Raw genomic sequence first — 26,041 nt, forward strand, 5'->3', positions numbered from 1 at the left:
GGGCCCCGAACCGGCGGCGAACTTCATCTGCCGTATCCCGGCCGTTCCCCCTATGGGCCGTACGGTGACGGCACCGCGCGGCTCGGGGCCCGCGCGGCCCGGGGGAGTGCCGGATGGAGTGGCTGAGCGCGGAGAACGTGGTGGCGATCGCGACCGCGGTGGTCGGCATCGTGGCGTCGGCGGGGATGGTCTGGTACGAGCGCCGGGTGCCGCGGAGCAAACGGGTCGGCTACCGGGTCCAGATGGACAACCCCATCGGCGACGACGTGCGGTCGGGCATCGCGAACGTGCGGCTCGGGCTGTTCGACGAGGTGCCGGGCATGGCCGACGCGACCCTCGTCCTGCTGCGGATCGAGAACGACGGCTCCCAGAGCATCGCGGGCGACGACTACACGGGCCGCGAACGGCACGGTCTCACCGCGGTGTTCACCGACCGCACGATCCGGGGCGTCTCCGTGACGCAGCCGCCCGGCACCGAGCACCTGATGGACCACTTCAGCGCGGCCGCCGGTCTCGGCTACGAGGACGGCACCCTGCGCATCCCGCGCGTCCCCCTCAACCGGGGCGAGCACTACAAGCTGCTGGTGCTGCTGTCGGGCGGTGACGTCGGGCGGCCCATCCGGCTCATCGGCGGGCTCCGGGACGGCGTGGTGAGCCCCAACCGCAGTACGACCCCGGACGACCAGCCGCCGCTGTTCAGCCGCGCGGCCCGGCTGATCACCGTCCTGCTCACGGTGTGCGTCGTGACGCTCGCCGCCATCGTCGTCGTCCGGGACGACACCCCGCCGCCGATCGGCTGTGCGCGGGGCACGCTGACGGTGACCGGGTCGACCGCCTTCGCACCCGTCATGCGGGAGCTGGCCGACAAGTACGAGAGGGACTGCGCGGGGTCGCTCATCACGGTCGACGCACACGGCAGCACCGCGGGAGTGCGCGAACTCCAGGCCGCCGGCGCCGCGTCCGACGGCGGCTCACCGGCCGTGGTCGCCCTCTCCGACGGGCGCAAGCCGGACGGGCTTCCCCAACTGCGGGAGAGCCGCCTCGCGGTGTCCGTGTTCACGCTGGTCGTCCACGAGGACATCCCGCTGAAGAGCCTGTCCCGTACCGACGTACGCCGTGTCTACCGCGGGGAGATCGGGAACTGGAAGCAGCTCGGCGGCCCGGACCGTCCGGTCGTCCTGGTCAGCCGTGACGCCAACTCCGGTACCCGGCAGGTCTTCCAGCGGCGGGTGCTGGGGCGCGGCGAGATCGCCAACTCCTCGCTGGACTGCGTCCACAAGGACGACGCCGAGGCCCCGGTGGTGCGCTGTGAACTCGACTCCACCGAACAGGTGCTGAACACGGCCGCCCGGCTGCCCGGCGCGATCGGCTACAGCGAGCTCACCCTCGCCACCGGCTTCGCCGGCCTGCACCGCCTCGCCCTCGACGGCCACGACCCGTCCGTCGAGGAGCTGGAGCAGGGCGCCGGCGACTACCCGTACCGCGAGATCGAGTACGCCTACACCTACGGCCGCCCGCCCGCCGCCTCCCTCGCCTCCAGCTTCCTGGCCTACGTCAGCCGCGGCGCCGGCCAGGACGTCGTCCGCACCCACGGCCACCTGCCCTGCGGGACCCCGGTGGGGCTGCGAATCTGCGGCGAGGGGGGGGGGGGGGGGGGGGGGGGGGGGCCCCCCCCCCCCCCCCCCCCCCCCGTCCGCGTCGGCCATGACATCTGTCATCCCGGGCCGAGGACATCGCGCACTGCCGGTGCGGCCCCCGCGCGGCCACGATGGCTGCCATGACGAAGGACACCCCGAGGGCATGAGCGGCGTCGGCACCGGGCAGCGCCCGGACAACCGCAGGCAGAAGCTGGTCAAGTCCCTGTGGACCGGCATCTGGCTCGTCTATCTGAGTGCGCCCGTCACCGACCTGCTGCACGGCGGGCACAGCACCGGCGTCACCGTGCTCGGCTGGCTCGGTCTCGCGGTCTTCGTGGCCTGGTACTGGGCTCTGGTCCTGCGCACCGGGCGCGGCGAGGCCGACGGCCTGGTCCTCGGCTCACTGGCCGTGCTCGCGGCTCAGTCCGCCGTCCTCTCCCTCACGCTGGGCCGGCAGTGGCTCGTCCTGTTCGTGTACGTGTCGATCGCGTCCGGCGCCGCGCTGCCGCTGCGGACCGCGCGCTGGAGCATCCCGGCCGTGTCCGCGCTGATGGCGGCGCTCGCGCTCACCGTCCCCGACGGCAGGGAGTACCTGGGGGGTCTCCTCGTCCCGGCGTTCCTCGGCGGATTCGCCATGACGGGTGTGCGCGAACTCGTGCGCACCACCATCGCGTTGCGCGAGGCCCGCGCCACCGTCGCCCAGCTCGCCGCGAACGAGGAACGGCTGCGGCTCGCCCGCGACCTGCACGACCTCCTCGGCCACTCCCTCTCCCTCATCACGCTGAAGAGCGAGCTGGCCGGCCGGATGCTGCCCGGCCAGCCCGAGAAGGCGGCCCAGCAGGTCGCCGACATAGAGAACGTCAGCCGCCAGGCACTCGTCGACGTACGGGAGGCGGTCAGCGGCTACCGGCGGCCCCGGCTGTCGGGCGAACTGGCGGGAGCACGGGTCGCGTTGACCGCGGCGGATGTCGTCGCCGACCTGCCCGCCGGGGCCGGCCCCGGCGAACTCGCCGAGGACAGCGAGTCGGCGCTGGCCTGGGCGCTGCGCGAGGCGGTCACCAACGTCGTACGGCACAGCGGGGCCCGGCGGTGCACGGTGGAGCTGATCCGCCGCGAGACCCTGGGCGGACCGGTCCTCGAACTGTCCGTCGAGGACGACGGCTCGGGCGGCTCGGGCAAGGGCCCGGGGAACGGCCTGTCCGGGCTGGCGGAGCGGCTGGAGAAGGCGGGCGGCACGCTGGACGCGGGCCGGTCCCGGCACGGGTTCCGGCTGGTCGCCCGGGTGCCGTCGGCGGCCGTACCGGAGCCGGCCGAAGGCCGCGGGGGCTGACGGACGACGCCGTAGGATCCGGGGCATGAGCCGTACGATCAAGGTCCTGCTCGCCGAGGACCAGTCGATGGTCCGCGAGGCGCTGGCCGCCCTGCTCGGCCTCGAACCCGACATCGAGGTCGTGGCCCAGGTCGCGCGCGGGGACGAGGTGCTGGCCGGGGTCCGCGCGCACGACGTGGACGTGGCTCTCCTCGACATCGAGATGCCGGGCATGACCGGCATCGAGGCGGCGGCCCTGCTCCACCGGGAGTTCCCGGCCCTCAAGCTGGTCGTCCTCACCACCTTCGGGCGGCCCGGCTATCTGCGCAGCGCGATGGAGGCCGGCGCCGACGCCTTCCTGGTGAAGGACGCCCCGGCGGCCCAACTCGCGCAGGCGATACGGAAGGTGCTCGCCGGGGAGCGCGTCATCGACCCCGTCCTGGCGGCCGCCGCGCTCGCCGGGGGCGCCAATCCGCTGACCGGACGCGAGCGCGAGGTGCTGCGCGCGGCGGCCGACGGCTCCACCAACGCCGAACTCGCCGCGGCCCTGCACCTGTCCCAGGGCACGGTCCGCAACTACCTCTCCACGGCGATCCAGAAACTGGCGGTCCGCAACCGCGCGGAGGCGGTCAGGACGGCACGGGAGAAGGGCTGGCTGTAGCCGCCGGTGCTCGCTCCTCCCGGTGTCAGTTGAGCATCGCCCGTGCCGCGCGGGCCTGTTGGCGTATCCGGTCGGCCGCCGGTTCGTCGACGGCGGCCACCACGTCCGCGTACGCGTCCAGTTCGGCGGCGCCCGCCAGGAAGTCCCCGCGCTGTACCAGCAGTTGGGCGCGCTCGTGGCGCAGCGCGGCCGGGTGCGAGGGCAGCAGCAGGGACAGCTCGACGGCCCACAGGGCGACGTCGGAACGCTCGGGGCGGGCGGCCGCCCAGGCGCGGATGTTGTTGAGGACGCGCAGGACGACGTCGAGCGGGTCGGCGGGCGCGAGCATCGACGGGTCGAGCGGCGCGCCGGTGGCCCCCGTGACGAGCAGCTCGGCGTCCGGGCCCGACAGCACCCGGCCGCCGTCGAAGGGGTCGGCCAGCACCTGGTCCCCGGGCGGGCCGAAGCCCACCACGAAGTGCCCGGGCAGCGCGACCCCGTACACCGGGGCCCCCGCCCGCCGTGCCACCTCCATCCACACCACGGACAGCAGGATGGGCAGCCCGCGCCGTCGCCGCAGCACCTCGTGCAGCAGCGACGACTCCAGCCGCTGGTAGTCGCCCGGCGTGCCGTGGAACCGGCACCGGGCGCCGAGGAGTCCGGCGAGCGCGGTGGCCCAGGACCGCGGACCGCCCGGCCGGAACGGGAGCTGTCCGGCCAGCCGGTCCAGTTCGATCTGCGCCGCGTCCATACCGGCCTCGTCCAGCGTCCCGTCGGCGGCGGCGCCCACCAGCAGGCACAGCACCGCCAGATCGGGCCGCTCGGACCGGGCCTCGTCGGCGAACCGCCGCCGCACCTCGGCGGCACGTTCCGGTTCCGGGGGGTGAGGGGGACGCATGGCAGCCTCGTGTCCTCTCACGCCGTCCGGCGGGGGCCGTCGTGCGGCGCCTGCGGTTCCGGCGCCGCCTGGGGCGCGCGGTAGTGGTGGTACGCGTGATGCGCGCCGAAGCCCATCCCCGCGTACAGCGCCCGCGCCCCCGTGTTGTCCGCCTCGACCTGAAGCCAGGCCGCAGAGGCGCCCTCGTCCAGCGCGCGCCGGGCCAGCGCGGCCATCACGGCCGTCCCGAGACCCTGCCGCCGGTGCGCGGGGTCGACCTCGACGGCCGCGAAACCGGCCCACCGCCCGTCCACCACGCACCGCCCGATCGCGGCCGGCGGGCCGCCGTGTGCACCGGGCACCGTCGCGAACCACACGGACGGACCACTGCCCAGCACCCTCAGCGCCACCTCGCTGAGGCCCTTGCGCTGGTACCGGCCGAGCCACGCCTCGTCCGCATGCCGGGACAGCGTCACCTCGGGAGCCTCCCGGTCGCCGAGCGGTGCGAGCGGGCCGGTCCACAGCTCGGCCGTCACCTCACGCGTCCAGCCCCGCGCCTCCAGCTCCGCGCAGAGCAGCTCCTGAGTGCCCTCGGCCCCGGTCGCCGTCTGGACGTACGCGGGCAGCCCGCGGACGGCGTACCAGTCACGTACCGCCGCGAGCGCCTCGTCCAGCGGTCTGTCCGGATCGCCGAGCGGCAGCACGGAGTTGGCCCGCCGGGTGAATCCGGAGGCCGCCCGCAGCTCCCAGTCGCCGAGCCGCTCGCTCTCGACCGGCTGCCAGGCCCGCGCCGCGATCCGCGCCAGCTCCCCGTACGAGGCGGCGGGGCCCCGCCGCCGCGCCGGTGCGGCGGGCACCACCTTGCCCGCGACCAGCGAGGATTCCGGAATGCGGACGCTCTCCCCGGTGCGTCGTGTGATCAGCACCACACCGTCGTCCCATGATGTGAGAACTCCGACCGTGTCGGTGAACTTCTCTTCTGTGTCTCCGTCCTCGTTCAAGCGGCGTACGGAGACACGTTTGCCCACGTCAGCAGCGGTGATGCGGACCTCAAGGCGGCCGGCCGCGGAGATTTCCACAGGTCAGTTCACCCCTCCTGTTCGGATCGTGCCCAAGAACGGAGATACTAGGGGCGGGCATCGACGACGCCGCGCTCCCGCGCGCCAGGCGGCGGAGCCTGAGGAGGCCCGCCAGCGCCCTATCGAGGAGGAACGACAGCGTGACCTACGTCATCGCGCAGCCTTGTGTCGACGTCAAGGACAAGGCGTGCATCGAGGAGTGCCCGGTCGACTGCATCTACGAGGGCCAGCGGTCCTTGTACATCCACCCGGACGAATGCGTCGACTGTGGTGCCTGTGAGCCGGTCTGCCCGGTCGAGGCGATCTTCTACGAGGACGACACTCCCGAGGAGTGGAAGGACTACTACAAGGCGAACGTCGAGTTCTTCGACGAGCTCGGCTCGCCCGGTGGTGCCAGCAAGCTGGGACTGATCGAGCGCGACCACCCCTTCGTCGCAGCGCTTCCGCCGCAGAACCAGTAAGCGGCCGGATCCGCGCCGCCCCGGTCCCGTACGGCCTCGCTGCCGTGCGGGACCGAGGTGTTTGGCGCGTGAGCCGTCCGTACCCGCCGTGAGTGCGGCCCGCAGCCGCGAGCCGCATCTGCGAGAAAGTGAGCCCGACCCCGTGTCCGCAGTCTCCGACCGGCTTCCCACGTTCCCCTGGGACAAGCTGGAGCCCTTCAAGGCGACCGCCGCCGCTCACCCGGGCGGCATCGTCGACCTGTCCGTCGGCACCCCGGTCGACCCGGTGCCCGAGCTGGTCCAGAAGGCTCTGGTCGCCGCGGCCGACTCGCCCGGGTATCCCACGGTGTGGGGCACGCCGGAGCTGCGGGACGCGATCACGGGCTGGGTCGGGCGGCGCCTCGGCGCCCGCGAGATCACGCACCACCACGTGCTCCCGATCGTCGGCTCCAAGGAACTGGTGGCCTGGCTGCCGACCCAGCTGGGCCTCGGCCCCGGGGACAAGATCGCCCACCCGCGCCTCGCCTACCCGACGTACGAGGTCGGCGCCCGCCTGGCCCGCGCGGAGCACGTCGCCTACGACGACCCGACCGAGCTCGACCCCACGGATCTCAGGCTCCTGTGGCTGAACTCCCCGTCGAACCCGACCGGCCGCGTCCTCGCGAAGGACGAGCTCACCCGGATCGTCGCGTGGGCCCGGGAGCACGGCATCCTGGTGTTCTCCGACGAGTGCTACCTGGAACTGGGCTGGGAGGCCGACCCGGTCTCGGTGCTGCACCCGGACGTGTGCGGCGGCTCGTACGAGGGGATCGTGTCGGTCCACTCGCTCTCGAAGCGGTCGAACCTGGCGGGCTACCGGGCGGCGTTCCTCGCCGGCGACCCGGCCGTCCTCGGTCCGCTGCTCCAGATCCGCAAGCACGGCGGGATGATGACGTCCGCGCCGACCCAGGCCGCGGTGGTGGCCGCCCTCGGCGACGACACCCACGTCCGCGAGCAGCGCGAGCGGTACGCGGCCCGGCGCACGGCCCTGCGCGCCGCCCTCCTCGGCCACGGCTTCCGCATCGAGCACAGCGAGGCGAGCCTGTACCTGTGGGCCACGCGGGACGAGTCCTGCTGGGACACCGTCTCCCACCTCGCCGACCTCGGCATCCTCGTGGCGCCCGGCGACTTCTACGGCCCCGCGGGCGAGAGGTTCGTACGCGTGGCCCTGACGGCTTCCGACGAGCGCATCGCGGCGGCGGTGGCCCGCCTGGCGTAGCGGCCGGGCATGACGCCGGCCTGAAGCGACGTCCGGCCGGCCGGACACGGTGACGGGGCCCGGGGAACTCCCCGGGCCCCGTCACCGTGCGGTCCCGCGTGTCAGCCGAGCGGCAGGCCCTGCGTCGGCAGCCCCTGCGTGGGGAGGCCGCCCTTGGCGACGGAGCCGGTCGGCAGGCCGCTGCCGGTCGCCTTCGCGGTGTCGCCGAGCAGCCCGCCCGCGGAGCCCGCCGCCTCCCCGGCCGTCTTCTGGGCGGCGGGGGTGGCGGTCTTGGCGACCTTGCCGCCGGTCCTGCCCGCGGCGGGCAGGGCCTTCTTGACGGCCTTGCCGCCGGCGTCGCCGGCCAGGCCGGTGGCCTTCTGGGCCGTGCTGTCCACGGTGTTGCCTGCCTGCGCGCCGTCCAGGGCGGTCAGCCCACCCAGGTTCGGGGTGGCCGGCAGTTCGGCCGCCGCGCAGGCGGAGCCGGCCGCACCGACCACGGGTGCCGCCCCCGCTGCGACGAGCAGCGCGACACGGGCGATCCGGCGGGTCAGGGGGAGGGACATGATGCTCCTTAGACGGGAGAAAACACTGGTGTGTCCGGCATCCCCGGCATCTGACCGACTGGCTGTCGACCGGACGGCTGTGATCGTCCCGGGGCGCGGACGCAGTGACTACCGCTCGAAGTCCGCGAAGGTTGCGGTGACCCGACGTAAAGAGTTGGCAATGCGTCGCATTATCGGCTGCGGATGAAAGCGGGCAAAGGCCACCCGGTCCGACAGTCTGTCGAATGCTTACGGCCCTTTGGTCCCAGGGGATTTGGCGGAGGTGGGGGTGACCGCGCGGAAATCCGGGCAGCGACTGCATCCGGGGCAGGCGGAGTACCCCCGAAGAGTGAGGGCCCGCACTACTGACCGGTGACGATCCGGACCTCGGCCGTGGACGTCGCGGACTTCCCGGGCCCGGCGACCCCGGTCGCGGTCCACTCGCTCTCGGAACGCCCCGCCGACCATTCGCGTCCCGCGTAGGAGACGTGCGCGATGTGCAGCGCGGACGAGTTGGCCACGGCCCAGTGGGCCAGCTCCCAGCCGCGCTGACGGCGGCTGCCCTCCGCGGTCGTCCCCTCCGGCACGGGCACGGTGACGGCGGAGCCCCCGCCCGGCGAGGACGGGGAGGGCGCCGCGGAGGGCGACGCCTGCCCGGCCCCGGATCCGGCATCGACCTCGGCCCCGGCCACCTGGAGCACCTCGCGCCCGAAGTCCCGCACGAGCGCGGCCCGTACGGCCTCCGGACCGCCGGAGCGGGTGGCGCCCGGCCGCCCCTCACAGGTCAGCGTGGCCGCCGCACGGCCGGTCAGGGCCGCGGCCAGCAGCGTGGCGTCCGGCTCGTGCTTCGCGTACGCCTGGGGATAGCCGCTGCGCTGCACACGCTGCGCCGCGACCGTGAGCGGCAGCCGCGAATAGCCCGGCACCTCGGCCAGATGCGTGTAGAACTCACCCGCCGCGTACGCCGGATCCATGACCTGCTTCCGCGTGCCCCAGCCCTGCGAGGGCCGCTGCTGGAACAGGCCGAGCGAGTCCCGGTCGCCGTGGCGGATGTTGCGCAGCCCCGACTCCTGGAGGGCCGTCGCGAGGGCGATGGTGACCGCCCGCTCGGGCATGCCGCGCGTGGTGCCGACCGCGGTGATCGTCGCCGCGTTCACCGCCTGCTCCGGGGTGAACTCGTACGAGGCGCCGTCGCCCTTGCCCGAGACCACCTTGCAGCGGGGCGCGCCCGTGCCGCCCGTCACGTACTGCACGACGAGATAGCCCGCGACGGCGAGCAGCACCGCGACGGCCGCCCCGAGACGGAGCAGGCGGCCGCGCCGGGAGGAGGTGGGGGACGGCTCTGGCACGCCCCCAAGGTACTGGAGGCGCCTGTGGCCGGGGTGCGGGGCTGTGGACGAAGGGGCCAGGGGCGTCGCGTTAGGCTCGGCGGCATGGCCGACACCCCGCTTGACCTCACGCTGGACGCCGCCGCCCTCACCGCGCGGCTCGTCGACTTCCCCTCGGAGAGCGGCAGCGAGAAGCCGCTCGCGGACGCCGTCGAGGCCGCGCTGCGCGCCCTGCCGCACCTGACGGTCGACCGGCACGGCAACAACGTGGTGGCCCGTACGAACCTGGGCCGCCCGGAGCGCGTCGTGCTCGCCGGCCACATCGACACCGTGCCGATCGCGGGCAACGTGCCGTCCCGGCTCGACGAGGACGGCGTCCTGTGGGGCTGCGGCACCTGTGACATGAAGTCGGGCGTGGCCGTCCAGCTGCGCATCGCCGCCACCGTCCCCGAGCCCAACCGCGACCTCACCTTCGTCTTCTACGACAACGAGGAGGTCGCCGCGCACCTGAACGGCCTCAAGCACGTCGCCGAGGCTCACCCCGACTGGCTGGCGGGCGACTTCGCGATCCTCCTGGAGCCGACGGACGGCCAGGTGGAGGGCGGCTGCCAGGGCACCCTGCGGATGCTCCTCAGGTTCACGGGGGAGCGGGCGCACTCCGCGCGCGCGTGGATGGGCTCCAACGCGATCCACGCGGCCGCCCCGGCCCTGGCCAGGCTCGCCGCGTACGAGCCCCGCAGGCCCGTCGTGGACGGCCTGCGGTTCCACGAGGGGCTCAACGCCGTCCGCGTCGAGGGCGGCGTCGCCACGAACGTCATCCCCGACGCCTGCACCCTCGTCGTCAACTTCCGCTACGCGCCCGACCGCACGGAGGCGGAGGCGGAGGCGTTCGTCCGGGACTACTTCGCCGACTGCGGCGTGGACGAGTTCGTCGTCGACGACCACACCGGCGGCGCCCGCCCCGGTCTGACCCACCCGGCCGCCGCCGCCTTCCTCGCGGCCGTCGGCGGCGAGGCCCGCCCCAAGTTCGGCTGGACGGACGTCGCCCGCTTCAGCTCGCTCGGCGTGCCCGCCGTGAACTACGGCCCCGGCGAACCGCTCCTGGCCCACAAGGTGGACGAGCGGGTCCGGGCCTCCCTGATTCCCGAGGCCGAGGAGCGGCTGCGCGCCTGGCTGACGTCCTGACAGCCCCGTTCCGCGCCGTGGCGGTTCATGGCGGACATGCTCAGGTCCCCCCTCCGTAACCCGCGTGGATCTACGCTGGGGTGGAACTACCGCAAGCGGAGGGAGCGGACATGGCTACCGGCAATCCCGAGGGCAAGAAGCGGCCACCGGAGGAGCAGCGGCTGGGACCGGTGCTGCGCAGGCGGGACCAGGTGCAGGCGAGCACCACGGACCAGCGTCTGCTGGACGGACGCGCGCCCTCGGACTGGGTGCACACCGACCCCTGGCGGGTGCTGCGCATCCAGTCCGAGTTCATCGAGGGTTTCGGCACGCTGGCCGAACTCCCCGCCGCGATCAGTGTGTTCGGCTCGGCCCGCACCCCCGTCGACTCCCCGGAGTACGCGGCCGGTGTCGAGCTCGGGCGCGGTCTGGTCGAGGCCGGCTTCGCCGTCATCACCGGCGGCGGCCCGGGCGCCATGGAGGCCGCCAACAAGGGCGCCTGCGAGGCCAAGGGAGTCTCCGTCGGCCTCGGCATCGAGCTGCCCTTCGAGCAGGGACTCAACCAGTACGTCGACATCGGCCTCAACTTCCGCTACTTCTTCGTCCGGAAGATGATGTTCGTCAAGTACGCCCAGGGGTTCGTGGTGCTGCCCGGCGGCCTCGGCACCCTCGACGAACTCTTCGAGGCGCTCACCCTCGTCCAGACCCAGAAGGTCACGCAGTTCCCCATCGTCCTGTTCGGCACGGAGTACTGGGGCGGTCTCGTCGACTGGCTCAAGAACACCCTGATCGCCCAGGGCAAGGCCTCCGAGAAGGACCTGCTTCTCTTCCACCTGACGGACGACGTGCAGGAGGCGGTGGCGCTGGTGTCGAAGGAGGCGGGCAGGTAGCGGGACTTCCGGCCGAACCCCGCGACCCGCGGGCCCGCGTCTCGAAGCCGGTTCTGGCCCGACCCGCGGTCGGGGACGAGCGCGTCACCGCGGGCGCGGGCCGGCGCGACAGGGCAGGGGGCGCAGCCCCCGGGTACGGGAGCGCCGGGGCTACGCCAGCCCCCGGCGCGCCACCGCGGGCGGCCGGTGTCCGGCGATGGACGCGACCATGTCGAGCACCTGCCGCGTCTCCTCGACCTCGTGGACCCGGTACACCTGCGCACCCAGCCAGGCGGACACCGCGGTCGTGGCCAGCGTCCCCACCACCCGCTCCTTGACCGGCCGGTCGAGCGTCTCCCCCACGAAGTCCTTGTTGGACAGGGAGACGAGGACCGGCCATCCCGTGTCCACCATCTCGCCCAGCCGCCGGGTCGCCTCGAGACTGTGCCGGGTGTTCTTCCCGAAGTCGTGCCCGGGATCGATCAGCACCGATTCCCGCGGCACCCCCAGCGACACCGCCCGTTCGGCCAGCCCGAGGGTCACCCGCAGGATGTCGTCCATGACGTCGTCGTAGGTGATCCGGTGCGGACGCGTCCGCGGCTCGGACCCGCCCGCGTGCGTGCACACCAGGCCCGCCCCGAACCGCGCGGCGACCTCGGCCAGCCGCGGATCGACCCCGCCCCACGCGTCGTTCAGCAGATCCGCGCCCGCCTCGCAGACCGCCTCACCGACCTCGTGCCGCCAGGTGTCGACGCTGATGACCACGTCGGGGAACCGGCGCCGCACCTCGGCGACGAAACCGACCGTACGGCGTGCCTCCTCCTCGGCCGTGACCTCCTCGCCCGGGCCCGCCTTGACCCCGCCGATGTCGACGACGGCGGCGCCCTCGGCCACCGCCTGCTCGACGCGGGCGAGCGCCGGCTCGTCGAGGAACGTCGCCCCCTGGTCGTAGAAGGAGTCCGGGGTCCGGTTCACGATCGCCATGATCACCGGCTCGTGCGCGTCGAATTCACGCCTGCCCAGCCTGAGCATCCCCTGTGACCTCTCCTAGTACTTCCCGCTGTTCGGCCGCCTGCGACCCTAGCTGTCAGCGTCGCATGGCACGATCGGACCCTGACACTTCCGATACTTTCCACGTCGGCGCGCCCCGTGCCGGCACCAGAGCGTGGGGACCTCAGCGATGTTCATGTTCTTGTTCCTGGTCGTCGCGCTCGCCGTCGTGGTCGCCGCGGTCACTCTGTCCGTGGTGGGCGGCGGCGAGAGCGGCCCGCTGACCGACGTCGCGCCCGAGCGGCTGGAGGACCCCCTGCCGGCGCACCGGCCGGTGAACCGCGACGACGTGGACCTGCTGCGCTTCCCCGTCGCCGTCCGCGGCTACCGCATGGCGGACGTCGACGACGCGCTCGGCCGCCTCGGCGCCGAGATCGCCGAGCGGGACGCCCGGATCGCGGACCTGGAGGCCGCCCTCGCCGGCGCCCGCGCGTCCGCCGCCCCGTCGCTGCGCAAGCCCGCCGGGGAGGAAGACCGGTGAGCGGCGCCCTCCCCGGCACCGACGGGACGCCGCGCTGCCCCTGGGCGCTGTCGACCGAGGACTACGTGGCGTACCACGACGAGGAGTGGGGCCGTCCGGTCCACGGCGACGACGCGCTGTACGAGCGGCTGTGCCTGGAGGCCTTCCAGTCGGGCCTGTCCTGGATCACCATCCTGCGCCGCCGCCCCGGCTTCCGGGCCGCCTTCGCCGGTTTCGAGATCGCCGAGGTGGCGGCCTTCACCGAGGCCGACGCGGAGCGCCTGCTCGCCGACCCCGGCATCATCCGCAACCGCGCCAAGATCGAGGCGACGCTCGCCAACGCGCGCGTGCTGGCCGGCTGGGCGCCGGGCGAGCTGGACGAGCTGATCTGGTCCTTCGCCCCCGAGCCTGCCTCCCGCCCGGTCCCGGCCACGCTCGCCGACGTGCCCGCCGTCACCGCCGAGTCGACCGCCCTGTCCAAGACGCTGAAGAAGCGCGGCATCCGCTTCGTCGGCCCGACGACGGCGTACGCGCTGATGCAGGCGTGCGGCCTGGTCGACGACCACCTGGCGGACTGCGCGGCCCGGGGCCGCTGACCCGCCCCGGGAGGCGTTGGTGCCGGTCAGCGCCCCAGGTACGTCGGCTTCTCCTTGCCGATGAACGCCCGCACGGCGATCAGGTGGTCCTCGGACGCGCCCGCCCGGGACTGGAGTTCGTCCTCCTTCTCCAGGGACTCGTCCAGGGAGTGCGAGAGGGCGTGGGCGAGGGACTCCTTGAGCGCGGCGTACGCGAGCGTCGGGCCCTCGGCGAGCGCCCGGGCCACCTTGACCGCCTCGGCGGCCAGCTCGGCCGAGGGCACGATCCGGTTGGCGATGCCCAGCTCGTACGCCTCCTGCGCGGAGATGCTGCGCGGGAAGAGCAGCAGGTCGGCGGCGCGGCTCGGCCCGACGACCCGCGGCAGGGTCCACGAGATGCCCGAGTCGGCGGTCAGCGCGACCCCGGCGAAGGAGGTGTTGAAGGCGGCGGTGTCCGCGACGATCCGGTAGTCCGCGGCGAGCGCGAAGCCGAAGCCCGCCCCGGCCGCGACGCCGTTCACGGCCGCCACCACCGGCTTCGCCGCACCGGTCAGCGCCCGCACGATCGGGTTGTAGTGCTCCCGCACCGTGCTCATGACGCCCTCGCCGGAGCCCGACTCGCGCGCCGTGAGCAGCCCGCCGACGTGTTCCTTGAGGTCCTGGCCCACGCAGAACGCCCGGTCGCCCGCGGCGGTCAGCAGCACGGCCCGTACCGAGTCGTCCGCGGCGGCCGCCTGCGCGGCGTCCCGGAGGGCGACCTTGGCGGCGACGTTCATCGCGTTCATCGCCTCGGGGCGGTTCAGCGTGATCGTCGCGAGCCCGTCGCTCACCTCGTAGAGCACGGTGTCGGCCATGGTGGGTCCCCTCCGGTGTCACGGCTCGTCGTACCGGTCGGTACGCGCTGCTTCCGAGGACAGCATGGCGGAGATCGCCGACGGTGGCGCGAGCCGGACATGTGACCTGCGTCAAAGAATTCCGGCGCGGGAAAGTCCATGCGGCGGCGCAGTATCGCAGTCACATCGCCGAATTGAGTGGTTTTGCTCAAGCGCGTTGCGCAAGCGATGCCGACTGATGTTGGTCATCGGGTCCTGAGATGCGGGATAATGGCCTGGAAGCAATGTGTTCGATGCCGGTGACGTGTGTCCTATGAGGGGACGTGCGTGCCCTCCTAAGGGGCCGTCGGCGACGATGAGCTGGTTTCAGGAAGGGGAACGAGCATGGCGGCCATGAAGCCGCGGACGGGCGATGGCCCGCTCGAGGTGACCAAGGAGGGGCGGGGCATCGTCATGCGCGTTCCGCTCGAAGGCGGCGGTCGGCTCGTTGTCGAGCTGACTCCCGACGAGGCCGACGCGCTCGGCGACGCCCTCAAGAAGGTCGTCGGCTGACGCGGAACGCGACCCTACTTTTACAGCTGTCCCGGCATCGTACGCGGTGCCGGGACACTGTTTTCCGGGGGCAGGGCGGCGTCCTTCCGGTCCGGTGGTCCCGGTGTACTCCCTGGTCAGCGTCCTGGGCCGGGGTTCCGGCTCAGCGCTTGACGGCGCAGAGCAGCCCGTCGCCCACCGGGAGCAGCGAGGGCACCAGCTCCTGGCTCTCGCGCACCGCGCGCAGCAGTTCCCGCAGCCGGCCGACCTCCGCGGGCTGCGGTCCCGAGTCCACCGTGCGGCCGTCCGCGAAGACGCCCTCGAAGACCACGAGGCCGCCGGGACGCAGCAGGCGCAACGATTCAGCGAGATAGTCCAGGCACTCCAGACGGTCGCCGTCGCAGAAGACGAGGTCGTACCCGGCGTCCGCGAGCCGCGGCAGGACCTCCAGGGCGCGGCCCGGAATGAAGCGGGCCCGGTTGCTGGCGAAACCGGCCGAGCGGAAGGCCTGGCGGGCGAACTGCTGGCGCTCCGGCTCAGGATCCACGGTGGTCAGTACCCCGTCCGGCCGCATGCCGTGCAGGAGATGAATTCCGGAGACACCGGTTCCGGTTCCGATCTCCGCGACGGCCTTCGCGTCCACGGTGGCGGCGAGCAGCCGCAGCGCGGCACCCGTGCCGGGCGACACCGAGCGCAGCCCTGCTTCCTGGGCCCGGTCCCGGGCCCAGCGCAGCGCCTCTTCCTCGGCGACAAAGGCGTCGGCGAACGCCCAGCTCGTCTGCCGGTTGCCGGTAATGACCCTCTCCTGTCCCCGTAGTTGCCTGGCCGTGACTGTATCCGTTGCCGTCGGGAACCCGCCGATGGGACCAGGCGTTCAGGAGAGTGGGGAAGGCAGTGGGGGGACGCTGATGAAGCAGGACACCGAGCAAGTGCTGACGCAGCCGCAGAAGCGCACATCAAATTCTCGTAAAACCGCTTATCCGGAGCTAACGGGCGAGGTGGCTATGGTAGGGGCTCCACTGGACACCGCCAGAGCCGACAGGGGAGGTGCGGCTGCGCCTGAGGATCGGGGAGGAGTGCTGCGGCGCTTTCTCAGGTCGGCGGGTGAGCCGAGATCCGTGATTGACACCGCTGACCGATCCCACACCGCTGACTCCGCACAGACCGCGACTTTCGCCACCGACGCGGACTCGCAGGCGTGGACTCCTCCCACCTGGGAGGAGATCGTCAGCACGCACAGCGGCCGGGTCTACCGGCTCGCCTACCGCCTGACCGGCAACCAGCACGACGCCGAGGACCTCACCCAGGAGGTCTTCGTCCGCGTCTTCCGCTCGCTGTCGACCTACACGCCCGGCACCTTCGAGGGCTGGCTGCACCGCATCACCACGAACCTCTTCCTGGACATGGTGCGCCGCAAGCAGCGCATCCGCTTCGACGCCCTCGGCGACGACGCGGCCGAGCGCCTCCCCAGCCGCGAGCCCTCCCCGCAGCAGGTCTTCAACGACGCGCACTTCGACGCCGATGTCCAGCAGGCGCTGGACACCCTCGCGCCCGAGTTCCGCGCCGCGGTCGTCCTCTGCGACATCGAAGGCCTTTCGTACGAGGAGATCGCCGCGACCCTCGGCGTCAAGCTCGGCACGGTCCGCAGCCGTATCCACCGTGGCCGCTCCCAGCTGCGCAAGGCCCTCGCACACCGCTCTCCGGAAGCCCGCGCCGAGCGCCGCGGCTTCGCAGTCACGGGAGTTCCCGCGCTGGGAGGAGGGGGCGCGACCGCGTGAGTGGATCCCGGCCCAACCCCGCCGAACGGCGCGTGGCAGACCAGCACCTGGGAGACCGGCTCTCCGCCCTGGTGGACGGCGAGCTCGGTCATGACGCGCGCGAGCGTGTCCTCGCCCACCTCGCCACCTGTGCGAAGTGCAAGGCAGAGGCGGACGCGCAACGCCGCCTGAAGAACGTGTTCGCGGAAGTCGCTCCGCCGCCCCCTTCCGAGAGTTTCCTGGCCCGGCTCCAGGGGCTCCCCGGGGGAAATGACTCCGACGGCGACGGATCGCCGCTGGGCGGAAGCGGATTCGGCGGAAGACTTTCCGGCTCCGGGACGCACTCGGGCGTCGCCGGGGTCTTCGGGACGAGGGGCGAGTCCTTCGGCTACGTGCCGGCAGGACCGCACGCCGACGTGCTGCCCCCCTCCCCGGGCCGCGGCTTCCGTATCCATGACGTCACGCGCCAGGAGGCCGAGCGGTCGTCCTCGCGCGGGCTGCGCCTCGCCTTCGCCGCCGCCGGCGCGGTGTCGCTGGCCGCGGTCGCGCTCGGCGGGGTGTCCACGGGCGTGCCCGGTGACACCCCGGAAGCGCGCGGCGGTTCCGGCTCGGGGAGCAACGTGACACCGCTGCGCACCCAGGGCACCGGCGGGACGACGGCTCCCGACTCCCAGCGTCGGCGGTCCAGCGCCCCGCTGCTCGCCCAGGGCCAGCGCGCCCCCGGCGACGGCCCGGTCATACCGACCTCCCTGTCGGCGCCCCTGCTGCCCGGAGTCCCCACCCCGCCGTCGGGGCAGGAGGCCACGCGCACACTGACCGCACCCATCGTGGCCGGTGCCGCCGCGATGTCCCCGCTCATACGTCCGCTCACCACGGTCCAGCCCACCGAGCCGGCCACCTGGTCGGCGTCGTGGGACGTCGTGAAACCGGGCCTGCTGACCGTGCCACCGACCACCCCGTCCCCCTCTCCCTCCTCCCGCTAGGCCTGGGTCCCGCCGCGGGACCGGCCCCGGCCGATCTCTGCGCGCCGCCGCGTGAACCTGGTTGAATCCGGGGTGGGCCGCGCCCGCGGAGGATTCCGGGCGCGGAGTCGACAGTCTGCGGTGACCGCCGGTGCCGTCGTGCCGCGGGCCAGGTGTGGGGAGAGCATGGACCAGGGGAAGCCCGCGAGGGCGAAGTGGTGGAGCCGACCCCGGCCGGACGACCCCGGGGCCGGCCCGGCGGTGCCGACTCCTCCGGAGGCCGTCGGGACGGGGCCCAACGAGCCCCGGGAAGCGGGTCGGGAGACCCCGGCCACCGCCGACGGGGACTTCGAGCTGGAACGCCCGCTGCCGCCGGAGACCGGCGCCGACGGCGACTTCGAGCCGAACCGCCCCGCGCCGACCGAGCCGACCATTGCGACCGCTGCGCCCGGTGGGGCCGACGAGGGTGACTACGAGCTGGACCCGCCGGATGCCCCGGAGCCGGAGGTGCCGGACACGGGCGATGCGGCCGGCCCGCGAGCACCGCACGCGGTCGCCGCGCCTGCGCTCGCTCCGACCGCGGTCCCCGCCGCTCCGCCCTCCGAGGCCGCCACGTCCGACGCGGTTCCTGCGCCCGGAACGGATGGGTCCGCGGTTCCCGCGCGCGGAACGGACGGGTCCTTGGCGCTCACGCCGGACACGGTCCCCGCCCCCCCGCCCGGAACGGGCGACACCTCCCCGGCGCTTACGCCGACCGCGGTCCCCGCGCCCGGAACGGATGCGTCCTCGGCGCTTTCGCCAAACGTGGTTCCTGCGCCCGGAACGGACGCGTCCCCGGCGCTTAAGCCCGCCCCCGCCCCCGCGCCCGGAACCGACGCCTCCCCGGCGCTCACGCCGGACACGGTCCCCGCCCCCGCGCCCGGAACGGACGACACCTCCCCGGCGCTTACGCCGACCGCGGTCCCCGCCGCTCCGCCCTCCGATGCCGCCACGTCTCCCGTAGGCGCGCTCGCTGAGGCCGTCAGGCCTCCCGTAGTCGCCCCCTGTGAGCGTCCCCGCCCCCTGCACGCCCCCGACCCCTACAGCACCCCGCCGTACGGCGAGCCGGGGCCCTGGGCGCCCGCGCCGCCCGTCCAGCACCCGGGCGCCACCCCGAGCCGGGGGACCCACCTCCCCACCGTTCCGCAGACAGCCGTCCCGGCCGTCCCGGCCCATGCCACACCCCCGCCAGGCACCGCCCCCGTCCACGGTTCGCCCCTGCCCCCCGGCCCCGAGGCTCAGTCTGCGGTCGGGCCGGGGGCGGAGGGTGCCCCGTCCTCCGGTCAGGACGCGGCGGTGTCCGCGCCCTGGCGGAACTACGACCCGTGGGCCGCGGGGCCGCTCCAGCAGAACGGGGCGGCCGTCGCGTCCAAGGCGCAGCGCCGCCGGCGGGCGAAACGGGTCATCGTCGGCGGGGCCCTCCTCGTCGCCCTGCTGTCCGGCGGCGTCGGCGGTCTCGTCGGGGCCTATCTGGAGCGCAACGGCGGCATGGCGGACGTGGAGCTGCCCCAGGCCGGGAGGGAGCCGAACGACCGGGCCCCGGGCACGGTCGCCGGGATCGCGGCCGGCGCGCTGCCCGGCGTCGTCACCCTGCACGTGCGCGGCTCGAAGGCCCAGGGCACCGGTACCGGGTTCGTACTCGACGGCTCGGGGCACATCCTCACCAACAACCACGTGGTGGAACCCGCCGGCACCGGTGGCGACATAACCGTCACCTTCAGCGGGGGCGAGACCGCCACCGCCAGGGTGGTCGGACGGGACAGCGGATACGACCTGGCCGTCGTCAAGGTCGGCTCGGTGAGCGGCCTCAAGCCCCTGCCGCTGGGCAACTCCGACAACGTGCAGGTCGGCGACGCCGTCGTCGCCATCGGCGCGCCCTTCGACCTCCCCAACACCGTCACCTCCGGGATCATCAGCGCCAAGGAGCGGCCCATCACCGCGGGCGGCGAGAAGGGCGACGGCGGCGACGTCTCGTACGTCGACGCCCTGCAGACCGACGCGCCCATCAACCCCGGCAACTCCGGTGGCCCGCTGCTCGACTCGCAGGGCCGGGTCGTCGGCATCAACAGCGCCATCCGCTCCGCCGACAGCGGCTCCGACCCGGAGAGCGGCCAGTCCGGTTCCATCGGGCTCGGCTTCGCCATCCCCGTCAACCAGGGCAAGCGCGTCGCCGAGGAGCTGATCAACACGGGCAGGGCGACGCACCCGGTCATCGGCGTCACCCTCGACATGGACTACGGCGGCGACGGCGCCCGCGTCGGCACCGGGGCCGAGGACGGCGGCGCCCCGGTCACCTCCGGCGGCCCCGGCGACCGGGCCGGCATCGAGGCGGGCGACGTCATCACGGAGGTCGACGGCCGGCCCGTCCACTCCGGCGAGGAACTCATCGTCAGGATCCGTGCCCACCGCCCCGGCGACCGGCTGGAGCTGACCCTGGACCGCGACGGCACCGAGAAGCGGCTCACGCTGGTGCTCGGCTCCGCCGACGGCGACTGACGGAAGCCGCGGCCGGGGCCCCGCGGCCCGCCGCCGTTCCGCGGCCGGCGGGGGACATCGCGGGAAACCGGCCGTGTACACGAAGCCGGAAGGCCCGGGACAGTACCGGACGGGAGGGATCGCCGGGTACCGTGGATCCGGCCCGGACCACGGAAGACCTGCCGGGGGCCGAGGACATCGCAAGGAGCTTCAGGTGTTCAATGACATAGGACCGCTCGAGCTGGTGACGCTCGTTGTCCTCGCCGTGCTCGTCTTCGGTCCGGAAAAGCTCCCGAAGATGATCCAGGACGTCACGCGCACCATCCGCAAGATCCGCGAGTTCAGCGAGAGCGCGAAGCAGGACATCCGCCAGGAGCTCGGCCCCGAGTTCAAGGACTTCGAGTTCGAGGACCTCAACCCCAAGACGTTCCTGCGCAAGCAGCTGGACAACGACGAGCTGGGGCTCAAGGAGATCCGCAACGGCTTCGACCTGAAGAAGGAGATGGCCGAGGTGACGGACGCGGTCCACAGCCGGGACGCCGACGCCGCCTCCGACTCCTCCGGGGCCTCGGCGAACGGCAGCGCCGGCGGCTCCGTCGACATGACGAAGAAGCGCGAGCAGCTCGAGACGGACGAGCGGCCGCCCTTCGACGCGGACGCCACCTGAGCCGCGAGCGGCCTCCCGTGGCGGGTCCCCCGGTCGCGCGTCCGGGCCGCACCCCCTCCGCGTACGTGATATGAGTCATACACGTACGCCCTCGTTCACGGCCCTGACGGCCGCACACGCGCCCCACGCGCCGGACGGCTACCGGGCCCCTCGCAACGGTGTGGCTATGCTGCCCAGTTGTCGTGTGGACCAGGTGTGAGCGAGGACGCCCGCGGGGGGCGGGCCGCTCGGGTCCAACAAGAGCGAGGAGGCGTCCGGGAGATGGAGACGACAAGTCGGGTAGGCGCGCAGGCGCCGGCCGCGGAGGGCGGACAGCAGGTCCCCTCCGCCCGGCGTACGGTCGACGGCTACCTGCTCGCGCCCTTCCCGTGGTACGGCCTCGACGAGGCCTTCACGGGGCCGCGCTGGCTGATGCAGGTCGGCACCTCGGCGGACGGTGCCGTCGAGCACGGTTCGATCGGGCACGGCGACGAGCCCACGCTGCGCAGCGAGTCCGGCGAGGACAAGGAACGGTTCGCGGTGGTGGTCACGGTCGCCGCCAGCCCCGTCCGGCGTAGCGCCGACGGCACGGGAATGCTGGAGGCCACCTCGGTCTCCTCCGCGGCCTGGCTCGCCGGGGTGGGGCTGCTCTCCTGCACCTGGCCGGGTCAGATGGACCACACGCTGCGGGACGACTGGCTGGACCAGCAGACCGAGACCGCGTGGGTCCTCGCCGACGACCTGACCGGCGCCGACTGGTCCACGCTGTCGCTCCCCGTGGACGCCGTCCCCACGCCCTTCCACTACCGGGAGTCGGAGTTCGGCTGGGTCCTCGCCGGCTCCACCCAGGAGGGCGTGCACGTGGGCGCGTACGGGCGTGGGATGAGCGCGTACGGACTCGGCTTCTCGATGATCAAGGACATCGCGGCGTACGCCTAGGAATCGCCGCTACGCCGAAGGGGGCGCCGTCCGATGACGGCGCCCCCTTCGGCGTAGCAACGGTCAGAACTTGTTGCGCGGTGTGATGCCCAGCGACATGCCCGACAGGCCGCGCTGGCGGCCGCCCAGCTTGCCCGCGATGGCCCGCAGGGCGGAACCCGCCGCGGACTCCGGGTCCGTGAGCACCACCGGCTTGCCGTTGTCGCCGCCCTCGCGCAGGCGGACGTCGATCGGGATGGAGCCGAGGACCGGCACCGTCGCGCCCGTCGTGCGGGTGAGGCCGTCGGCGACGGTCTGACCGCCGCCCGTGCCGAAGACGTCGACCATCTCGCCGCAGTGCGGACAGGGCAGCCCGGACATGTTCTCGACGACGCCGACGATCTTCTGGTGGGTCTGGACGGCGATGGAGCCGGCCCGCTCGGCGACCTCGGCCGCGGCCTGCTGGGGGGTCGTGACGACGAGGATCTCCGCGTTCGGGACCAGCTGCGCGACCGAGATCGCGATGTCGCCGGTGCCCGGGGGCAGGTCCAGCAGAAGGACGTCGAGGTCGCCCCAGTACACGTCCGCGAGGAACTGCTGGAGGGCACGGTGGAGCATCGGGCCGCGCCAGACCACGGGCGCGTTGCCCGGGGTGAACATGCCGATCGAGATGACCTTCACGCCGTGCGCGGACGGCGGCATGATCATGTTCTCGACCTGGGTGGGACGGCCGTCGACGCCGAGCATGCGGGGCACCGAGTGGCCGTAGATGTCGGCGTCGACGACGCCGACCTTCAGACCGTCGGCCGCCATCGCCGCCGCCAGGTTCACCGTCACCGAGGACTTGCCGACGCCGCCCTTGCCGGAAGCGACCGCGTACACGCGCGTCAGCGAGCCCGGCCTGGCGAAGGGGACCTCGCGCTCGGCCTGCCCGCCGCGCAGCGCCCCCGCCAGCTCACGGCGCTGCTCGTCGCTCATGACGTCCAGCGTGACGTCGACGCGGGTGACGCCTTCGACCGCCGAGACCGCCGTGGTCACGTTGTTCGTGATGGTCTCGCGCATCGGGCAGCCGGAGACGGTCAGGTACACCGCGACCGCGACCACGCCATCCGCACCGATCTCCACGGACTTGACCATCCCCAGTTCGGTGATGGGTCGCTGGATCTCTGGGTCGTTCACCGTCGCCAGTGCTTCACGCACCGCGTCTTCCGTAGCCATAGGCACGATGGTACGGCGCCGGACGGGGGGCCCGGAAAGCCCCGTCACCGGTCGTCTACGTCACGTCCCCGCACGTGCTCCGCCGGGAATACGACCCGCCCGTCCCCGTGCCGCTCCTCCAGCTCCTTGACCAGGTCCTGGAGCTCGGAGCGGATCCAGTCGCGGGTGGCCACCTCGCCGAGGCCGACACGCAGCGCGGCGATCTCGCGGGTCAGGTACTCGGTGTCCGCGATCGACCGCTCGTTCTGCTTGCGGTCCTGTTCGAGATTGACCCGGTCGCGGTCGTCCTGGCGGTTCTGGGCGAGCAGGATCAGCGGGGCCGCGTAGGACGCCTGGAGCGAGAGGATCAGCGTCAGGAAGATGAACGGGTACTGGTCGAAGCGCAGGTCCCGGGGCGCGGCGATGTTCCACACCACCCACACGGCCACGACCGCGGTCATCCAGACCAGGAACCGTCCGGTGCCGAGGAACCGGGCGATCCGCTCGGAGAACCGCCCGAAGGCCTCCGGGTCCCATTCGGGCAGCAGCCTGCGGCGCCGCGGCAGCGGCTGGTCGAGCCGGGTGCGCGGCCGGGGCGTGGCGGTCGCCCCGGCGGGCGTCCGCTCGCGGGGATCGCGGTCAGGAGCCATGTGCGGCTCCCGTGCCCTCGGCGGCCGGGGTCTCGTCGAGGTGGAACTCCGTCTCGCGCCAGTCGTCGGGCAGCATGTGGTCCAGCACGTCGTCCACGGTCACCGCGCCGAGCAGCGAGCCGCTCTCGTCGACGACGGGCGCCGCGACCATGTCGTACGTCGCGAAGAAACCGACCACCACGGGCAGCTCCGCGCCGGGCGCCAGCGGTTGCAGGTCGTCGTCGACGAGCGCGCCGACCAGGGTGTACGGGGGGTCGCGCAGCAGGCGCTGGAAGTGCACCGTGCCGAGGTACTTCCCGGTCGGCGTCTCGTCCGGCGGCCGGCACACGTACACCTGGGCGGCGAGCGCCGGGGAGAGATCGGCGTTGCGGACCCGGGCGAGCGCGTCGGCGACGGTCGCGTCCGGGCGCAGCACGATCGGCTCGGTGGTCATCAGACCGCCCGCGGTGCGGTCCTCGTACGCCATCAGCCGCCGCACGTCCGCCGCCTCGTCCGGCCGCATCAGCGCGAGCAGCCGCTCCTTGTCCGCCTCGGGCAGCTCGCCCAGCAGGTCGGCCGCGTCGTCCGGGTCCATCGCCTCCAGGACGTCGGCCGCGCGCTCCTCCTTGAGCTTGCCGAGGATCTCGATCTGGTCGTCCTCCGGGAGTTCCTCCAGCACGTCGGCGAGCCGGTCGTCGTCCAGCGCCGCGGCCACCTCGGCGCGCCGCTTCGGCGACAGGTGGTGCAGCACGTTGGCGAGGTCGGCCGGGCGCAGCTGCTCGAAGGTGGCGAGGAGGCTCTCGGCGCCCTGCCCGTGCTCCTCCAGCGAGAACCCGGTGACGGCGGACCACTCGACGGTCAGCGTCTCGCCCTTGGCGCGCCGGAACGTCCCGCTCTTGCCCTTCCGCACGAAGACCCGGTCGATCTCCCAGTCCCGGCGCGCGGGCAGCTGCTGGACCGACACGTCGAGAACGGTGACCTCCTCGCCGCCGTCGGCGAGCCGCACCCGCCGGTCGAGCAGCTCCCCGAACACGAGCCGCTCGGTGGGCCGTTGCTCGAAGCGGCGCACGTTGAGCACGCCGGTGGTGATGACCTGGCCCGACTCGATGCCGGTGACCCGGGTCATCGGCAGGAAGATGCGGCGGCGCGTGGACAGCTCGACGACCAGGCCGAGCAGCCGGGGCGGGCGCCGGCCGACCCGCAGTATGGCGACCAGGTCGCGCACCCGTCCCACCTGGTCACCGTTGGGGTCGAAGACGGCGGTGCCGGAGAGGTGGGAGACGAAGATCCTCGGGGCGCCTGCCGCCATGCCCGCGCCTCCTTCTCGTACTGAACGCCATATGCCGCGATGTCCGCTCGGATGGGCTTCAGGCTAGCCCGTCCCGGTCGGATACGCGCTGGTGGGGGGTGCGGATGGACTGCCTCCGAAGGCCTCGCCCGGCCCCGGTACGCTGCCGTACGCCGTTGAGGACCCCCGCACGAGAGGCAGCCCATCCGTGACTGCAATTGCTCCCCTGGGCCGTACCCGCAGCGCCGTCCTGGTGAGCGCGGTGTGCGCGCTGGTCGTGACGGGGACGGGGCTGACGGGGTGCAGCAGCGAGGACCCGGACGCGGGCACGAACGGGGTGGGCAAGCTGTCCGCCGAAAAGATCCGGAGCAGGGCGCGCACGACCGCGGACGCGGCGAAGGCGGTACGGCTCTCGGGATCCGTGGTGACCAACGGGCGCACGTACCGGCTCGACATGCGCCTCAAGGGCGACGGCGGCACGGGCTCGGTCACCTCGAAGGGTGCGACGTTCCGGCTGCTGCGAGTGGGGGAGCACCTCTTCCTGAAGGCCGACGCGGAGTTCTGGAGCCATCAGGACGGCGCGGGTGACGACGCAGGCTCGGACGCGGCGGCCGCCGACAAGCTGGAGGGCATGTACGTGAAGGTCCCGACCGGCGACCCGGCGTACAAGCGCTTCAGCGGCTTCACCGACAAGGACGTCCTCCTGGACGGTCTGCTCACGCTGCACGGGGCTCTGGAGAAGGACGGGCACCACGAGGTGAACGGCACGCGCACCGTGCGGATCACCGCCGAGGAGGGCGCGGGCGGCAGCCTCGACGTGTCCCTGGAGGGGAAGCCGTATCCCCTGCTGCTGGTGCGCGCCGGAGACGCCGGCACCCTGCGCCTCACCGACTGGGGCGAGGACTTCGCCCTGGAGGAGCCGTCGAAGAAGGAGACGGTCGACTACGGGCAGCAGCTGCCGGCCTCCTGACCGCCGCAGTCGCCGCTCCCGCCGGTCTACGAGCGCTTGCGCTTCTTGAACAGGAGGCGGGGGAGGCCGGCCGGGGCCGCCACGCAGGTGGTCGCCGGGGTCGGGAGGGGCACAGCGGCCAGGGAACCGGTCGGGAGCGCGGCCGTGGTGCCCCGCGGCTCCAGGCGCAGCACCCGGCACTCGGCCGCCCAGCGCTCCGGCATGGCCTCGCCGTCGGGCGCGTTCAGCCGCTTGCCCTTGAGGTCGGCGACGGCCGCCTCCCACTCCGGGGACCGCGGCGCCAGCTCCACGACCTGAGCGGCCCAGGACACCAGCCGCCCGCCCTTGTCCTTGCTGCGTACGGTGACCACCGCGTCGCCGCCGTCGGCCAGCCCCGGCAGCGGCTGCTCACCGGGGCCGTCGCCGACCAGGCACACCGCACCGTCGTGCCAGACGTGCCACAGGGGACGCGAGGGCGCCGCGTGGCCCTCCGGGACGTCCGGCGCCTGCGGGCGGCCGCCCGTCACCCAGATCAGCCCGGACTTCTTGGTGGCCTCCTCGACGAGGGCCTGGTCGAGCAGCTTCTTGGTCATGGGGCCAAGACTAT

At 73.3% G+C, this 26,041-nt stretch carries 27 protein-coding genes; 16 read left to right on the top strand and 11 right to left on the bottom strand.

From position 1 onward, the window contains the following. The first annotated feature begins 113 nt into the window (after positions 1 to 113). From AC069T_RS17725 to AC069T_RS17735, 3 genes are read left to right on the top strand one after another with little or no spacing between them, the layout of a single operon-like run. Entirely contained in the window at positions 114 to 1,781 is a 1,668-nt protein-coding gene (locus AC069T_RS17725) for a substrate-binding domain-containing protein (protein WP_478783631.1), read from the top strand. 19 nt (positions 1,782 to 1,800) lie between these two features. Continuing rightward, complete coding sequence (locus AC069T_RS17730; protein ID WP_478783632.1) at positions 1,801 to 2,967, top strand: sensor histidine kinase; 1,167 nt, start codon at positions 1,801 to 1,803, stop codon at positions 2,965 to 2,967. 25 nt (positions 2,968 to 2,992) lie between these two features. Next, positions 2,993 to 3,607 carry a response regulator gene (locus AC069T_RS17735; RefSeq protein WP_478783633.1) on the top strand — a complete coding sequence of 205 codons (615 nt, stop codon included), beginning with the start codon at positions 2,993 to 2,995 and terminating at the stop codon, positions 3,605 to 3,607. A 25-nt stretch (positions 3,608 to 3,632) separates the two neighbouring features. On the opposite strand, the gene AC069T_RS17740 is transcribed toward AC069T_RS17735, so the two are convergent. Both AC069T_RS17740 and AC069T_RS17745 read right to left on the bottom strand, forming a co-directional pair. Continuing rightward, positions 3,633 to 4,484 carry a transglutaminase family protein gene (locus tag AC069T_RS17740; RefSeq protein WP_478783634.1) on the bottom strand — a complete coding sequence of 284 codons (852 nt, stop codon included), beginning with the start codon at positions 4,482 to 4,484 and terminating at the stop codon, positions 3,633 to 3,635. Positions 4,485 to 4,501: 17 nt separating this feature from the next. Next, the gene (locus tag AC069T_RS17745) at positions 4,502 to 5,542 is read right to left on the bottom strand and encodes a GNAT family N-acetyltransferase (RefSeq protein WP_478783635.1); all 1,041 of its coding nucleotides are present in this window, start codon (positions 5,540 to 5,542) and stop codon (positions 4,502 to 4,504) included. A gap of 140 nt (positions 5,543 to 5,682) precedes the next feature. Between AC069T_RS17745 and fdxA the strand changes: the two genes are divergently transcribed. Beyond that, complete coding sequence (fdxA, locus tag AC069T_RS17750) at positions 5,683 to 6,003, top strand: ferredoxin (RefSeq protein WP_003973842.1); 321 nt, start codon at positions 5,683 to 5,685, stop codon at positions 6,001 to 6,003. Positions 6,004 to 6,145: 142 nt separating this feature from the next. Continuing rightward, positions 6,146 to 7,240, top strand: coding sequence for a bifunctional succinyldiaminopimelate transaminase/glutamate-prephenate aminotransferase (locus AC069T_RS17755; RefSeq protein ID WP_478783636.1), 1,095 nt, complete (start codon positions 6,146 to 6,148; stop codon positions 7,238 to 7,240). Between the two features lie 101 nt (positions 7,241 to 7,341). Here AC069T_RS17755 and AC069T_RS17760 read toward each other — a convergent pair whose 3' ends face one another. Together AC069T_RS17760 and AC069T_RS17765 are read right to left on the bottom strand one after the other, a co-directional pair. Then, positions 7,342 to 7,785 (bottom strand): ATP-binding protein, encoded by a 444-nt coding sequence (locus AC069T_RS17760; RefSeq protein ID WP_478783637.1) that lies wholly within the window; start codon positions 7,783 to 7,785, stop codon positions 7,342 to 7,344. A gap of 341 nt (positions 7,786 to 8,126) precedes the next feature. Then, complete coding sequence (locus tag AC069T_RS17765) at positions 8,127 to 9,113, bottom strand: VldE C-terminal domain-containing protein (RefSeq protein ID WP_478783638.1); 987 nt, start codon at positions 9,111 to 9,113, stop codon at positions 8,127 to 8,129. 84 nt (positions 9,114 to 9,197) lie between these two features. On the opposite strand from AC069T_RS17765, the gene dapE reads away from it, so the two are divergent. Further along, positions 9,198 to 10,277, top strand: a complete 1,080-nt coding sequence (gene dapE, locus AC069T_RS17770) for a succinyl-diaminopimelate desuccinylase (RefSeq protein WP_478783639.1) — start codon at positions 9,198 to 9,200, stop codon at positions 10,275 to 10,277. A 110-nt stretch (positions 10,278 to 10,387) separates the two neighbouring features. Further along, entirely contained in the window at positions 10,388 to 11,146 is a 759-nt protein-coding gene (locus tag AC069T_RS17775) for an LOG family protein (RefSeq protein ID WP_478783640.1), read from the top strand. A 150-nt stretch (positions 11,147 to 11,296) separates the two neighbouring features. On the opposite strand, the gene folP is transcribed toward AC069T_RS17775, so the two are convergent. Beyond that, positions 11,297 to 12,157, bottom strand: coding sequence for a dihydropteroate synthase (gene folP / locus AC069T_RS17780; protein ID WP_478783641.1), 861 nt, complete (start codon positions 12,155 to 12,157; stop codon positions 11,297 to 11,299). Between the two features lie 148 nt (positions 12,158 to 12,305). Here folP and AC069T_RS17785 point away from each other — a divergent pair, with 148 nt between their 5' ends. Together AC069T_RS17785 and AC069T_RS17790 are read left to right on the top strand one after the other, a co-directional pair. Further along, positions 12,306 to 12,656: a DivIVA domain-containing protein gene (locus tag AC069T_RS17785; RefSeq protein WP_478783642.1), complete on the top strand. Its 351-nt coding sequence runs from the start codon at positions 12,306 to 12,308 to the stop codon at positions 12,654 to 12,656. Next, entirely contained in the window at positions 12,653 to 13,231 is a 579-nt protein-coding gene (locus tag AC069T_RS17790; RefSeq protein ID WP_478783643.1) for a DNA-3-methyladenine glycosylase I, read from the top strand. Before AC069T_RS17785 ends, AC069T_RS17790 begins: the two co-directional genes overlap by 4 nt. Before the next feature lie 26 nt (positions 13,232 to 13,257). On the opposite strand, the gene chcB is transcribed toward AC069T_RS17790, so the two are convergent. Continuing rightward, positions 13,258 to 14,064: a 2-cyclohexenylcarbonyl CoA isomerase gene (chcB, locus tag AC069T_RS17795; RefSeq protein WP_478783644.1), complete on the bottom strand. Its 807-nt coding sequence runs from the start codon at positions 14,062 to 14,064 to the stop codon at positions 13,258 to 13,260. Positions 14,065 to 14,427: 363 nt separating this feature from the next. Here chcB and AC069T_RS17800 point away from each other — a divergent pair, with 363 nt between their 5' ends. Then, on the top strand, positions 14,428 to 14,595 hold the full coding sequence (locus AC069T_RS17800; RefSeq protein WP_003966491.1) for a DUF3117 domain-containing protein: 168 nt from the start codon (positions 14,428 to 14,430) through the stop codon (positions 14,593 to 14,595). A 142-nt stretch (positions 14,596 to 14,737) separates the two neighbouring features. On the opposite strand, the gene AC069T_RS17805 is transcribed toward AC069T_RS17800, so the two are convergent. Continuing rightward, positions 14,738 to 15,436, bottom strand: coding sequence for an O-methyltransferase (locus AC069T_RS17805; protein WP_478783735.1), 699 nt, complete (start codon positions 15,434 to 15,436; stop codon positions 14,738 to 14,740). A gap of 214 nt (positions 15,437 to 15,650) precedes the next feature. On the opposite strand from AC069T_RS17805, the gene sigE reads away from it, so the two are divergent. From sigE to AC069T_RS17830, 5 genes are all read left to right on the top strand, one after another. Then, complete coding sequence (sigE, locus tag AC069T_RS17810) at positions 15,651 to 16,352, top strand: RNA polymerase sigma factor SigE (RefSeq protein ID WP_478783645.1); 702 nt, start codon at positions 15,651 to 15,653, stop codon at positions 16,350 to 16,352. Continuing rightward, the gene (locus AC069T_RS17815; RefSeq protein WP_478783646.1) at positions 16,349 to 17,314 is read left to right on the top strand and encodes an anti-sigma factor family protein; all 966 of its coding nucleotides are present in this window, start codon (positions 16,349 to 16,351) and stop codon (positions 17,312 to 17,314) included. Before sigE ends, AC069T_RS17815 begins: the two co-directional genes overlap by 4 nt. A 783-nt stretch (positions 17,315 to 18,097) precedes the next feature. After that, positions 18,098 to 19,828, top strand: a complete 1,731-nt coding sequence (locus tag AC069T_RS17820) for a S1C family serine protease (protein ID WP_478783647.1) — start codon at positions 18,098 to 18,100, stop codon at positions 19,826 to 19,828. A gap of 193 nt (positions 19,829 to 20,021) precedes the next feature. Next, positions 20,022 to 20,474 carry a sec-independent translocase gene (locus AC069T_RS17825; RefSeq protein WP_478783648.1) on the top strand — a complete coding sequence of 151 codons (453 nt, stop codon included), beginning with the start codon at positions 20,022 to 20,024 and terminating at the stop codon, positions 20,472 to 20,474. 261 nt (positions 20,475 to 20,735) lie between these two features. Next, the gene (locus tag AC069T_RS17830) at positions 20,736 to 21,392 is read left to right on the top strand and encodes a hypothetical protein (RefSeq protein WP_478783649.1); all 657 of its coding nucleotides are present in this window, start codon (positions 20,736 to 20,738) and stop codon (positions 21,390 to 21,392) included. A 63-nt stretch (positions 21,393 to 21,455) separates the two neighbouring features. Here AC069T_RS17830 and AC069T_RS17835 read toward each other — a convergent pair whose 3' ends face one another. Genes AC069T_RS17835 through AC069T_RS17845 form a run of 3 tightly spaced genes read right to left on the bottom strand, consistent with a single transcriptional unit; the run spans position 21,456 to position 24,506 of the window. After that, positions 21,456 to 22,589 carry an Mrp/NBP35 family ATP-binding protein gene (locus tag AC069T_RS17835; protein WP_478783650.1) on the bottom strand — a complete coding sequence of 378 codons (1,134 nt, stop codon included), beginning with the start codon at positions 22,587 to 22,589 and terminating at the stop codon, positions 21,456 to 21,458. Positions 22,590 to 22,633: 44 nt separating this feature from the next. After that, on the bottom strand, positions 22,634 to 23,218 hold the full coding sequence (locus AC069T_RS17840; RefSeq protein ID WP_478783651.1) for a DUF1003 domain-containing protein: 585 nt from the start codon (positions 23,216 to 23,218) through the stop codon (positions 22,634 to 22,636). Beyond that, a complete protein-coding gene (locus tag AC069T_RS17845; protein ID WP_478783652.1) occupies positions 23,208 to 24,506 on the bottom strand; it encodes a magnesium transporter MgtE N-terminal domain-containing protein in 1,299 nt (432 codons plus the stop codon). Before AC069T_RS17845 ends, AC069T_RS17840 begins: the two co-directional genes overlap by 11 nt. Positions 24,507 to 24,693: 187 nt before the next feature. On the opposite strand from AC069T_RS17845, the gene AC069T_RS17850 reads away from it, so the two are divergent. Then, positions 24,694 to 25,455 carry a hypothetical protein gene (locus tag AC069T_RS17850; RefSeq protein ID WP_478783653.1) on the top strand — a complete coding sequence of 254 codons (762 nt, stop codon included), beginning with the start codon at positions 24,694 to 24,696 and terminating at the stop codon, positions 25,453 to 25,455. A gap of 26 nt (positions 25,456 to 25,481) precedes the next feature. Here the strand turns inward: AC069T_RS17850 and AC069T_RS17855 are convergent, their stop codons facing one another. Then, positions 25,482 to 26,027, bottom strand: coding sequence for a hypothetical protein (locus AC069T_RS17855; protein ID WP_478783654.1), 546 nt, complete (start codon positions 26,025 to 26,027; stop codon positions 25,482 to 25,484). Positions 26,028 to 26,041 lie beyond the last annotated feature (14 nt).

The organism is Streptomyces sp. NPDC043867 (assembly GCF_056435845.1).